Annotated in this window: 12 protein-coding genes; 6 read left to right on the plus strand and 6 right to left on the minus strand. The window is 50.8% G+C overall.

Features of this window, described 5'->3' with window-relative positions; all coding sequences use genetic code 11:
• Window positions 1–421 precede the first annotated feature (421 nt).
• Window positions 422–1,795, plus strand: coding sequence for an ATP-binding protein (locus B3K89_RS00620; protein WP_345906911.1), 1,374 nt, complete (start codon window positions 422–424; stop codon window positions 1,793–1,795).
• 267 nt (window positions 1,796–2,062) lie between these two features.
• Here the strand turns inward: B3K89_RS00620 and B3K89_RS00625 are convergent, their stop codons facing one another.
• Window positions 2,063–2,959 (minus strand): amidohydrolase family protein, encoded by an 897-nt coding sequence (locus B3K89_RS00625; RefSeq protein ID WP_345906912.1) that lies wholly within the window; start codon window positions 2,957–2,959, stop codon window positions 2,063–2,065.
• Window positions 2,960–3,130: 171 nt separating this feature from the next.
• On the opposite strand from B3K89_RS00625, the gene B3K89_RS00630 reads away from it, so the two are divergent.
• From B3K89_RS00630 to B3K89_RS00640, 3 genes are read left to right on the plus strand one after another with little or no spacing between them, the layout of a single operon-like run.
• On the plus strand, window positions 3,131–4,402 hold the full coding sequence (locus tag B3K89_RS00630) for an ABC transporter substrate-binding protein (RefSeq protein WP_345906913.1): 1,272 nt from the start codon (window positions 3,131–3,133) through the stop codon (window positions 4,400–4,402).
• Window positions 4,403–4,461: 59 nt separating this feature from the next.
• Window positions 4,462–5,346, plus strand: coding sequence for a carbohydrate ABC transporter permease (locus tag B3K89_RS00635; RefSeq protein ID WP_293892672.1), 885 nt, complete (start codon window positions 4,462–4,464; stop codon window positions 5,344–5,346).
• A complete protein-coding gene (locus B3K89_RS00640; RefSeq protein WP_293892675.1) occupies window positions 5,343–6,188 on the plus strand; it encodes a carbohydrate ABC transporter permease in 846 nt (281 codons plus the stop codon). Before B3K89_RS00635 ends, B3K89_RS00640 begins: the two co-directional genes overlap by 4 nt.
• On the opposite strand, the gene B3K89_RS00645 is transcribed toward B3K89_RS00640, so the two are convergent.
• Together B3K89_RS00645 and B3K89_RS00650 are read right to left on the minus strand one after the other, a co-directional pair.
• Window positions 6,189–7,862, minus strand: coding sequence for a cache domain-containing sensor histidine kinase (locus B3K89_RS00645; RefSeq protein WP_293892678.1), 1,674 nt, complete (start codon window positions 7,860–7,862; stop codon window positions 6,189–6,191).
• Entirely contained in the window at window positions 7,859–8,596 is a 738-nt protein-coding gene (locus B3K89_RS00650; RefSeq protein WP_293892681.1) for a response regulator transcription factor, read from the minus strand. Before B3K89_RS00650 ends, B3K89_RS00645 begins: the two co-directional genes overlap by 4 nt.
• 110 nt (window positions 8,597–8,706) lie before the next feature.
• Between B3K89_RS00650 and B3K89_RS00655 the strand changes: the two genes are divergently transcribed.
• Both B3K89_RS00655 and B3K89_RS00660 read left to right on the plus strand, forming a co-directional pair.
• Window positions 8,707–10,050 carry an alpha-galactosidase gene (locus B3K89_RS00655; protein WP_345906914.1) on the plus strand — a complete coding sequence of 448 codons (1,344 nt, stop codon included), beginning with the start codon at window positions 8,707–8,709 and terminating at the stop codon, window positions 10,048–10,050.
• A gap of 9 nt (window positions 10,051–10,059) precedes the next feature.
• Window positions 10,060–10,593, plus strand: coding sequence for a D-lyxose/D-mannose family sugar isomerase (locus B3K89_RS00660; protein ID WP_345906915.1), 534 nt, complete (start codon window positions 10,060–10,062; stop codon window positions 10,591–10,593).
• Between the two features lie 10 nt (window positions 10,594–10,603).
• Here the strand turns inward: B3K89_RS00660 and B3K89_RS13745 are convergent, their stop codons facing one another.
• The 3 genes from B3K89_RS13745 to B3K89_RS00670 form a co-directional block, all read right to left on the minus strand.
• Window positions 10,604–10,744 (minus strand): DUF4276 family protein, encoded by a 141-nt coding sequence (locus B3K89_RS13745; RefSeq protein ID WP_414712332.1) that lies wholly within the window; start codon window positions 10,742–10,744, stop codon window positions 10,604–10,606.
• A 102-nt stretch (window positions 10,745–10,846) separates the two neighbouring features.
• Window positions 10,847–11,179, minus strand: a complete 333-nt coding sequence (locus B3K89_RS00665; protein WP_293909042.1) for a helix-turn-helix domain-containing protein — start codon at window positions 11,177–11,179, stop codon at window positions 10,847–10,849.
• Window positions 11,157–11,396: type II toxin-antitoxin system RelE/ParE family toxin (locus B3K89_RS00670; protein WP_345906916.1), on the minus strand; the 240-nt coding region annotated here is incomplete at its 5' end. The genes B3K89_RS00665 and B3K89_RS00670, both read right to left, overlap by 23 nt.

Raw genomic sequence — 11,396 nt, forward strand, 5'->3', positions numbered from 1 at the left:
AGAAGCGCAAATTGCGCCATAATTTAAGTGTTAAATTACCTCTTACAAAGAGGCACCCGAAACGCACAATAAATACACCGTGGACATCCTGTGAGCGGTAATATGTTTTTACAGAGAAAAAACTCCTTGACATTCACAAGCTGAAGAGCCAGTGCGAGCAGCAAAGACTCGTGCAAGCCCAGAGGCTTCTGGATGCCATGGACAAGAAAGGAAAATCCTTCGAGGAAGTGCTGAGGTTGGTCAACCTTTGATGTGCTCAAAAAACCATATTTCGGGTTTGAGTGTTAAAAAACGTGGAAGGTAGAATACAAGTTGTGGTATGTAAAATTTATATTCAAACCATTTTTATTAAAAGCAATTTTAATAACTTGCTATTTGTCTTACATTGAACGATACTTTGTGTAGGCGTTGGAGGATGTTGATGAGATTTGTCGGAAGAGAAACAGAATTGAGAGAATTGAAAAAAATCTTCAATTCAGAAACATTTGAGTTTGTTGTCGTCTTTGGGCGAAGACGAGTTGGAAAGACGACGTTGATTTCCAAAGCTTGTGAAGGGTTCAAGACCATATTCCATTTGTCAACCAAAACTACAGAAAAGAAAACACTTGCTGATTTAGCAACATCTACCTATGAGGGACTTGGAGAGGGCAGTGGTTTCGTATTCAGCAACTTTGATGCTTATCTTGATTACATCGCACAGAAAGCTGCCACGGAATTGCTTGTGCTCGTGATTGATGAATTCCCGTACATGGTTCAATCGATTCCCGATGTTATGGGAGTATTGCAACGATTCATTGACTTGAAGCTTAAGAAAACAAAATTGAAATTGGTTCTTGCAGGCTCGTCAGTATCATTCATGGAGCATCAGGTTCTTGGAGATAAAAGTCCCTTGTATGGCCGAAGTACTGCACAATGCAAGGTAATGCCCTTCGATTTGTCCGAAACAAGAACCTTATATGGAGGTACGGAAATCAATACCGTACTTGTTCAGGAGATTACAGGCGGCATTCCTCTGTATGTTTCCTATTTTTCACCTGATGAAGTAATTGAGGATTCCATCAAGCGATTGTTCTTCAGCAGCAATGGCCTTTTATACAACGAACCTTTAAACATTCTGAACATGGAAGTCAACGAGCCGCAAGCCTTTTTTTCTGTTTTGGAGCTCTTGGCTCATGGTGTGAATAAGCAAGTTGAACTCGCTGACAAGAGCGGTATGTCAGCTTCCAATATCAGTTACTACCTTTCGACATTGCAGAATATTGGTCTTGTTGATAAGAAACTTCCATTCGGAGATGCAAACAAGAAGAAAACGATTTGGTACGTCAAGGATGGTTTGTTTCACTTCTATTTCAAGCATGTTCATCCGTATAGAGTGTTAATCGAACGGGGTGTTGTAGATGGTACAATGGCATGGCTTGGGGAATTATTTGCGGCATATGCAGGCAGACCGTTTGAGGAAATCTGCAGAAATCATGTGCTCTCGCACGCAAACCTTCCAATAACTGAAATTGGTTCGTGGTGGGGCTCAGATCCGCGAACAAAGCGTGAGGAAGAAATTGATATAGTTGCAAAGACCATCGATGGAGACCTGATCTTTGGCGAGGGTAAATTCACCAATGAGAAGGTAGGAACCCGTGAATACAATGATCTTGTCCGGAAAAGCAAGAATGTAGGTAGTGATAAGAAACGATATTACTGGCTTTTCTCCAAGTCAGGCTTTACAGCCGACCTGCTTGCTGCAGCGAAAGACAATGAAGCAATGAGGCTGGTGAACCTACGGGACTTGTTCCTCTAGCATACATCCAATACCGACACGAGTATCAGCAACAAGCCTCCCTTGTTAGGATAGATAGGGAGGTGGAGCAATGAACAGTCCCCAGAAGATTCATATTCTAAAGTCGAATGATGAGGATACGTCGACCTCTTAAAAAATCTATTGGCATTGTGGGTGAAGGGCTTAGAGAACGGATGTATTTCGACTATGAGGCAATAATTTCACTGAGAGAGTAGAAAATTCCATAGCAGTAAAACCATCACCTCCTATTTCCACAGCGACTCGCCATCAAGAGAAGTACAGCCTCTGTGCATTGTCATGAAATACCAACGCCTGCTCTTCTTCACTGAAGAGAGCCAACTGGTAATCGAGCAGCTGCTGGTAGCTGTACTGCACCAGTGTCGAAGGAGCATCGGTTCCCCACATCAGGTGTTCCGAGCCCACGATATTCTTGGCAAGAGTGATGAACTTTTGCGCGGTGGGGAAGGGATAGGCTTCAGGACGCACCTTGTGGTGCAGGGCTGCCAGGTCGAAGTGGATGTTTCCCTCTTTCATGGTTTGCAGGGCATCGGTGAGCTCTGCTCTGTGCTGCCTTCTCGGGCTTGCCAGGTGGCAGACCACTACCTCAAGAGTCGGAAACTGCTTTGCAATGTTCCGTATTGCCTTTGGCTGGTGGGAACCATCGCCCGGGCTTCCCAGGTCGAATACGACGACTCCTTTTTTTGCTGCAATCTGCTCATAGAAACCCATCATAAGCGTGTTGTCGAGATTGAAATCGGGGTGGCTTCCCATAATGCCGCAACCGGTGGACATCTCGAACTTGAAGATGGAAAAGCTCTTCTGTAGATTGTCCAGAATCTTCTGTGCATTGCGGCAGTAGGGATCGAAGGTGGCCGCTGCTCTGAAGCGGGTGGGGTATTGCATTGCTACTTCTTGGAGATAGTGGTTGGCAAAGCCGAGAAAGCCACCCTGCAGCAGCACAGCCTTCTCGACATTGTGGGCATCCATCACAGAGAGGAAGCGCTCGGCGGAAAAGGTGGTATCGCCATAGGAAGGGGGAATGAGGTCGATTACCTCACCTGTGGCCCAAACGGCTTTTCCCCCGGGCAGGGCCCTGAGTTCTCCGTCGGCACCAAAGCCGCACAACTGTTCAAATACGTGGGCATGGGCATCACTATAAGACATGGAAAGGCCTCCTTGTTTCCTGTACGCTACAAGTGTTCAGCGTATCGGTCAATGGAGATTTCGTTTCTCAGATGTCAAGAAATGATACTACTTTGTCAAAACTCTCTTGCTGGTACGTGTGGTAAAAACGCCGCAGACTACACTCACCTAGATCACAAATGGAGGCTTGTTATGAAAAAGACACTCGTACTGCTTCTCATCGCCGCCTTGGCAATGGGAACCGTGTTTGCAGCAGGATCGAAAGAAGCTGCAGCACAGTCAGGACCGATCACCCTCAGACTCAGTTGGTGGGGTGGAGACTCCCGCCACACTCCGACCCTCAAGGCCATGGAAGCCTATACCGCACAAAACCCCAACGTGAAGTTGGAAGGCGAGTACGGCGGATGGGATGGATACTACCAGAAGATCGTCACCCAGATCGCCGGTGGTACCGCTGCCGACATCATCCAGATCGACCAGCCCTGGCTTGCAGAGCTCGCCTCCAAGGGAGACGTGTTTGCAACCATCGACAGCTCCATGGTCGACCTCTCCCAATTCGATGCAGACTTCCTCAAGAATTATTGCACCTACGACGGCAAGCTGCTTGGGCTTCCCACCGGAACCAACGTCAACACCTTCATTGTTGATGCAAACATGCTCTCCTCGTTCGGCATCGACCCCAATACCAAGTGGACTTGGGAGAACATCATCACCGAAGGAAGGAAGATCAACCAGAAGGACAAGACTGCCTACTTCAGCGGAGCAACACCTGATATCATGCGCTACTGGTTTGAAATCTATATTGCCCAGCTTGCCGGCGCAGTCGTAGACAACAACAAGAAGGTTGCCTTCACCCAGGCACAGGGCACCGAGGCTTTCACCTATTTCAAGCGTTGGTTCGATGAAGGCATCGTAGCCCCCTTCAGCCAAACCTCCCTCTTCTATCAGAAGTTCCATGAGAACCCGAGTTGGATCAACGGCAAGATGGCCACCAGCTGGTCTTGGGTAAGCTCAATGGACCTGGAGATCGGGGCCAGAAAGATGGAAACCCGACAGTTCCCCGTGATGGCCGGTGCCAAGAACAGCGGAGTCCTGATGAGACCGTCCCAGATCTTCGTTGTCAACAACAACTCCAAGAACAAGGCAGAGGCCATCAAGGTCCTGAACTACCTGTTCACCGACGCCCAGGCTCTTGAGCTGCTCGGCCTTGCACGCGGTATTCCTGCCACCACGATTGGAAGAAGCGTACTCGCCCAGAAAGGCATGATCACCACCATGGCCGAGAAGGCCACCAACGAAGGCATCGCCCAAGCCGGTCTTCCGCAGAGCGTCTACCAGATGAACAGCGAAGTCATCCAGGTCATGCAGGACGTCATCGACGAGTTCGGTTTCGGCAAGCTCTCTCCCGCCGAGGCTTCCGCAAAACTAATCAAGAATCTTGAGGCCACCCTCGCAACACTGTAAATCATTATCTCGGTCATCCGTCCACCACGGACGGATGGCCTCTTGCAAAGGGAATTGAAATGCATATACGCAAACGTTACAACTACACAGGATACCTGTACATCCTGCCTTGGATCATTGGGTTTCTGCTGCTCCAGCTCGTTCCCCTGATCAACTCGTTCTGGTACTCCTTCACCAATTTTCAACTCTTGGGAGACCCTAAGTTTTTGGGTCTGGAAAACTACAAGAAAATCTTTACCGCCGACCCGACGTTTCTGCAGTCGCTGAAAGTCACCTCGTACTACGTCCTGATCGCCGTCCCGCTCAAAATCTCCTTCGCCCTGGTCATAGCGATCATCCTTAATCAGAACATCAAGGGTATCAACCTGTTTCGTACCCTCTACTACATACCATCCATCCTCGGCGGCAGCGTCGCCATCAGCGTACTGTGGAAGTACTTGTTTATGAACCAAGGGGTGGTGAACAACCTTATAGGCATCTTCGGCATCAAGGCCGTGGATTGGCTGGGCGATCCCCGCTATGCACTGGGAACCATCAGCCTGGTCACCGTTTGGCAGTTCGGCTCTTCCATGCTGCTCTTTCTGGCAGGACTGAAACAGATACCCGTCAGCCAGTATGAGGCTGCACGCATAGATGGGGCGGGGCGGATGCGCATCTTCTGGAAGATCACCATCCCCGAACTCTCCCCGATCATCCTGTTCAACCTCATCATGCAGATGATCAATGCCTTCCAGGACTTTACCAGTGCATTCGTCATCACCCAGGGAGGTCCGCTCAAGTCGACTTATCTCTATGGCCTCATGCTTTACGACCAAGGCTTCAAGTTCTTCAAGATGGGCTACTCCTCGGCACTCTCGTGGATCCTGTTCGCCATCATTCTCTTCTTCACCAGCCTGACCTTCCGCTCCTCCGAGTCCTGGGTCCACTATGGAGATTCGCTATGATCAAGAGAAAAACCCCCGTTACAAAATTCCTTTCATATTTCTTCTTGATCGTCCTTGCCTACATCATGACTTATCCGCTTCTGTGGATGATCGGGGCGGCATTCAAGAGCAACGAAGAGATTTTCGGCACCATCGGCTTGCTGCCCAAGAACCCGATGTTCGGTGCATTTGCCGCAGGATGGAAAGGAACCGGCCAATACGGCTTCTCCACCTTCCTGTACAACACCTTTTTGATGGTCATCCCCACCGTCTTGTTTACTGCAATCAGCGCGACCCTGATCGGTTATGGCTTTGCACGCTTTGAGTTTCCCTTCAAGAAGACACTGTTCACCATCATGCTTTCGACGATGATGCTGCCGGCGACCGTCATCCTGATCCCCCGCTACATCTTCTTCCGCAACCTGGGATGGCTGGACTCCTACCTGCCGTTCATTGTTCCTGCGATGCTGGGCTGCTTTCCCTTCTTCAACTTCATGATGGTCCAGTTCTTCCGGGGCTTGCCGCTGGAATTGGATGAGTCTGGCAAGCTGGATGGCTGCAACAGCTTCATCATTCTCAAGGATCTGCTGCTTCCTCTGTGCAAGTCAGCCATTTTCTCGGTCATCGTCTTCCAGTTCGTCTGGACCTGGAACGACTTTCTGAATGTGTTGATCTATATCAGCAGTGTGGCAAAGTACCCTGTGGCCCTGGGCCTGAGAATGACGATGGACATCTCCACCGAGTTCGACTGGAACCAGATTCTGGCGATGAGCCTGATCTCGATCGCTCCTCCGATCGTACTGTTCTTCGCCGCCCAAAAGTATTTTGTCGAGGGTATTGCCACCACCGGCATGAAGAACTGATCACTCTCTTCGCAGTGGAAGGACGATTGTAACGGTCACCCCGCCTTCCGGACTGCTGGCAACGACAATGGGGGACTTCCCTTGGGAGAAGAGCATCAGACGTTTGTTGATGTTCATCAGCCCAAGGGATTTCTTTTTCTTCAGCACATCGCCGTCCATGGTGTTCAGCCCGGCAAGCTCTGATTCATTGATGCCCTTACCGTCGTCAGAGACAACGATTTTCAGCATCTGTTCAGCCGTGTAAGCCGTCAAGGTAATGTTGAGCAACCTGTTCTCGACGAATCCGTGGTTGAAGGAATTCTCCAGGATCGGTTGGAGAAGCAGGCTGGGAACCCTCACCTCGAGCAGGGTCGGGTCGACCTGTTCGGTGTAGGTGAACCGGCCGGGGAATCGGATTTTCTGCAACTCTACGTAATAGCTGGTCTGCTCAAGCTCCTTGGAAAGGGGGACTCCTGCAAAGTCATCCACCTGCAGCGAGTACTTCAGCAGTTTGGAGAGCAGCAGGATCATGCGCGATACGTCGTTCTCCCCTTCGGCCAGTTTGACCGCCTTCCAGTTGATGGTATCGAGGGTGTTGAACAAAAAGTGGGGGTTGATCTGCATCTGCAGGGCCCGGTACTCCATTGCTTCTTTCTGCCACCTCAAATAGTCCTGCTCCAAAAATATCTTGATCACATGGTGGTTCAGGTAGTCGAAAATGTTGCGGTACTGCTCGGGTCCCTCGCCGGTAAGGTCGGCATCGGCGACCTGGGTGAGCTGGCGCATGACATTGGAGAGGAATTTGCGCTCCTGTCGATTGGTTCGATGGGTAAGGTACAGGCCCAGCAACAATGCTATGAATGTAAGGGCGATGGTGTAGTACATCAGGGTGGTTGAGAGTCGGTAGAGCAGGGGCTTGTACATTCCAAGCGTATACTCCCATCCGTATTTACTGGAAGTCGCTTCAAAGTACTGCATGTCCTCTTTTGCGTACTGAAGGGGTGTATTGGAGAACAGCAGCTCGCCGCTTCTGCTTCGGACCTCCAGCACTTCCCCTTCCTGGAACTGGTAGGCTTGGGCCAATGAGTTCTCCTTGATGTCCAGCACGATTACACCGATGCGGGCATTCAATTGATTGGTTATCGGGCGCATGATGCGGATGATCGTCTGCTCGGTAGGAGTTCCCTCCTTCAGCTGTACGCGTTCGGAATAGCTTTGACTGGATGGAGGCAGACTCTGGTAGGTTGTGAACCAGGAGCTGTCCTCCAGGTGTGAGAGAGGTATGAAGGCAAGGTCTGCACTGAGGACCAGGTCCTGCGGGTTTTGCAGGTATACGTAGATGTTGTGGATGTACGGCCGGGCGTTGGCCGGGGCGGACAGGAACGAGCGGATCAGACGGAGCTCTCGGTAGTTGTCCAGATCGACAAGCCCCCCTTCCTGAAGGACCCGCATCAGGCGGGCCATCATCTCGGGGTTGGTGCTGAACATCAGGCTCAGGCTGTCCATCTCATCCAAGATTACATCGTAATAGGCTTGGACGGCTGAGAGTTTCTGGTTCGCCTGGAGCACCGAGTTGCTGCGGATGAAGTTGCGTGAGAGCAGCATGGCCCCTCCTCCCAACAGAAAGGCCACGATGACCAACGGGAGGCTGTGACGCATGAAAATCCTGACTATCCGATATGGTCGTGCACTCATTGTCCCATCTCCGTCTTGAATTTCTGCGGGCTCTTGCCAAAGAATTTTCGGAAGGTGCGGCAGAAGTTCTGTGTATCCTGATACCCCAGAGCACGGGCTATTTCCTTGTTCTTATACCCGATTTTGCTTTCCAGCATCCGTCTGGCTGTTTCCATCTTCACTGAGAGCAGGTAGTCCTGGAAGTTCTGCCCTGTCTCCTCCTTGAAGAGCCGGGAGAGGTAGCTGGTGGTCACACCGAGCTCTGATGCAATGTTTTGCAGGGTGCAGGAACTGAGGCGTTTCTCTACGATAGCGAAGGTTTGAGACACCAGGGGATTGCCTGCTTCCTGAAGAGAGACTGTGTGTGCTGTAGGGGTGGTGCCGTCGAGGGTGTGACGAATCTTTTCAAAGGTTGCGCGAATCTCCTCGAAGGCTGCGGGTTTGACCAAGTACTCCTGCACTCCGTAGCCTATTGCCTTCTTGGCGTACTCGAAATCGTTGTAGGCACTCATGATGCAAAAAAGAGGGCTGACAGGAAGTGCCTTCAGTTGCTCGATCAACTCAAGGCCGCTCATGAAGGGCATGCGGATATCGGTAAGTACGACATCAACACGCTCCTTGCTGCAGAAGGAGAGTGCGCTTCGGCCGTCGCCGAAGGCCCCGACCACTTGAAACCCTATCGATTCCCAAGGGAAGTAGTTGCTGAGCCCTTCCAAGAGCTCCTTTTCATCGTCTACAATAACCAGCGTATACATAGGCATACTCTACCGGAAAATGTCAAAAAAAGATACTCAATGTCAAGGTAAACAACCTGTTCCCAGAGACAGCAAGGGGAGAGACTATACCTACTGATAGGAGGGATGAGATGAAAGAGACCCGTATCTGCATCATCGGAGGCGGTGGCCGTCTGTGGGCCATCCAGTTCATGAAAGACCTTGCGTATAATACCATGACCCATGGGACCTTGGTTCTGTACGATATCGATAAAGAGGCCGCCCGCAACAACATTGCGGTCGCCAATCAGGTGTTTGCCGTCAATAAGAGCGAGGGACGATTCAACGTCATCGCCATCGACGATCTTGGAGAGGCCCTCAGCGGCTGCGACATGGTCATCATCTCCATCGAGCCGGGCAAGACGGAGTGCCGCTATGGCGATTTGGTGCTTCCCGAGCAGTACGGCATCCTGCAGTCGGTCGGCGACACCACCGGACCGGGCGGCATCATGCGCGCACGCCGTGCGCTTCCCATATTTTTTGATCTGGCCAAGAAGATCGAGCAGTTCTGTCCCGAAGCCTGGGTGATCAACTACACCAATCCGATGACGCTCTGCACCGCTGCACTGTACAAGGCGTTTCCCGCCATCAAGGCCCTGGGCTGCTGCCATGAGGTGTTCCATACCCAGAACTTCCTGGCAAGGAAGGTCAGTCAGTGGTTTGGCGTCGCCACCCCCGACCGCAGGGAGATCAAGATCGACCTGACGGGTGTGAACCACTTCACCTTCGTGACCAAGGCCTACTGGCAGGGCCACGACCTGATGGCAAAGCTCATCGAGGAAGTACAGGATCCTGCGACCTTCGCCGATGAGACTGCAATCGCCAAGGAGCGTCTTGCCAATGAGAAGTGGTTTGACTGCGACCAGAAGATCGCCCTGGCTTTCCTGCGTGACTTCGGCGCCCTCGGTGCTGCCGGCGACCGCCACCTCGCCGAGTTTGTACCCTACTTCCTTACCAGCGATGAGAACCTGCACACCTATGGGGTGATCAGAACCCCGTATGAGTGGAGGATGAGGACTGCGGCGGAGAAGCGGGGCAAGACGTTCAAGGACGAGGACCTCAAGGCTGTTCTCTCCGATGAGGAGGGCGTGGATATCATGCGCTCCCTGATGGGGGATAAGAGCATGGTCACCAACATCAACCGGCCCAACGAGGGACAGATCAGCTACCTGCCCAAGGGAAGGATTGTGGAGAGCAATGGGCTTATCAGCGAGGATTCGATCAGACCGATCGTAGCCACCGATCCGCCGCTTGCCATCCAGAACCTGGTCAGGCAGGTCAGCGATGTGCAGGAGATGGTATTGGAGGCTATCTACAACAATGACGACAATCTGTTGTTCACAGCCTTTCTTTCCGACCCGTTGATGAATTTGAGTCTGGACAAGGCGCGTGAGCTCTTTGACAAGATGCTCACATCTTCGGCTTTGCAGTACTAAGGGGGAGTTATGATCAGTAAGAGCGAGTATGAACAGGCAGTAGGGAGAACCCTCTCATTCTTTGAAAAGGCACAGATTGTGCTCACCGAGGAAGAGAAAGCCTCAATCGAGGTTGCCGACTTCGGCCTGGGCGACCTCTCTCATACCGGTCTTGAGCTGATCACCTACCTCAATACCGAGCGTGTCTGTGCCAAGGAACTGGTTTTGTTCCCCTCCCAGACGTGTCCCGAGCACCGTCACCCGGCTTTCGGCTCCTACATCGGCAAGGAAGAGACCTTCCGCTGCCGATGGGGGAGGGTGTTTCTCTATGTAGAGGGTGAAAGAACAAATCCCATCCAGGCCAAAGCGACCGATGGGATATACACGGTCTTTCATGAAATTGAGCTGCTTCCAGGCGAGCAGTATACCCTCGCCCCCAATACCAAGCACTGGTTTCAGGCAGGAGCGGAGGGAGCTGTTGTATCAGAGTTCTCAACTCCCAGCTTTGATGAAGAGGACATCTTTTCTGATCCCGGGATTGTCAGGATACCAAAGATTGGTTAGGCAGCTTTCCTCATTCTACCAGTGATGTAATCCACGCTTCAAAACATGAACATTGCTCACGAATTCTTGGTATTCCGATGGAGTCTGCAATGGTGCATCCATGGATGGTCTTTTTGTATGTATCTCCCGGAAAGTCAAATAGTTTGCAAATATTTGTAAGCTTTCGCTAAAAAGCTTACAAAATCTTGTAAATATTTCTCAGTCTTTCAGTGGCAACACTTCATTGACCATGAAGTCGATGCATGTTTGAGGTTTAGAAGGAAAGCTGTTGTTCATCCAGCCCAAGGGCTTGGGCAACCCGTTTCCTTGAAGCTTGCCTGGGACGCTTCGCTTTTTCCATCTGACAGTAGGCAGCTTGAGAGATATTGAGCCGATGAGCTACTTCCTCCTGGGTCAATCCAAGATATGTTCGCCACGCTGCAATGACAGAAAGCTCATCCAACAGATGGAGTTTTACTACAGCATTGGGGATGGTAATCTGCTCTGATTGGGCCAGCAACCTCTGAAAGTCTTCTACGGGTACGAGGTAGTAATGTGTTTTACCGTCAGATCCAACCACTCTGCTATACTGAGTATGTGCGTTCATCACGTTTTCTTACCTCTTCTATGCTGATGATTTCAACTGTTTCGAGTATATTGAATAATACTCGATAGCTTCCAACTCTCATCCGATAAGCATATCGATGATTTGCCATTTTAATGATATTTGTTTTTCCTGCGATTCCATTTTCCAAAGAGTCAACCTGTGAGAGGATTCTCACTTGATCTGATCTTGGAATTCTTTTTATCTGTTTGATGGCTTT

The organism is Sphaerochaeta sp. UBA5849, from assembly GCA_002432715.1.
GTDB lineage: Bacteria > Spirochaetota > Spirochaetia > Sphaerochaetales > Sphaerochaetaceae > Sphaerochaeta.

Excerpts from the sequence above, each read along its gene's own strand:
- B3K89_RS00635 (WP_293892672.1), top strand. The coding sequence starts at position 4,462 with ATGCATATACGCAAACGTTACAACTACACAGGATACCTGTACATCCTG.
- B3K89_RS00655 (WP_345906914.1), top strand. The coding sequence starts at position 8,707 with ATGAAAGAGACCCGTATCTGCATCATCGGAGGCGGTGGCCGTCTGTGG.
- B3K89_RS00620 (WP_345906911.1), top strand. The coding sequence starts at position 422 with ATGAGATTTGTCGGAAGAGAAACAGAATTGAGAGAATTGAAAAAAATC.
- B3K89_RS00630 (WP_345906913.1), top strand. The coding sequence starts at position 3,131 with ATGAAAAAGACACTCGTACTGCTTCTCATCGCCGCCTTGGCAATGGGA.
- B3K89_RS00640 (WP_293892675.1), top strand. The coding sequence starts at position 5,343 with ATGATCAAGAGAAAAACCCCCGTTACAAAATTCCTTTCATATTTCTTC.
- B3K89_RS00665 (WP_293909042.1), bottom strand. The coding sequence starts at position 11,179 with ATGAACGCACATACTCAGTATAGCAGAGTGGTTGGATCTGACGGTAAA.
- B3K89_RS00625 (WP_345906912.1), bottom strand. The coding sequence starts at position 2,959 with ATGTCTTATAGTGATGCCCATGCCCACGTATTTGAACAGTTGTGCGGC.
- B3K89_RS00645 (WP_293892678.1), bottom strand. The coding sequence starts at position 7,862 with ATGAGTGCACGACCATATCGGATAGTCAGGATTTTCATGCGTCACAGC.
- B3K89_RS00660 (WP_345906915.1), top strand. The coding sequence starts at position 10,060 with ATGATCAGTAAGAGCGAGTATGAACAGGCAGTAGGGAGAACCCTCTCA.
- B3K89_RS00650 (WP_293892681.1), bottom strand. The coding sequence starts at position 8,596 with ATGTATACGCTGGTTATTGTAGACGATGAAAAGGAGCTCTTGGAAGGG.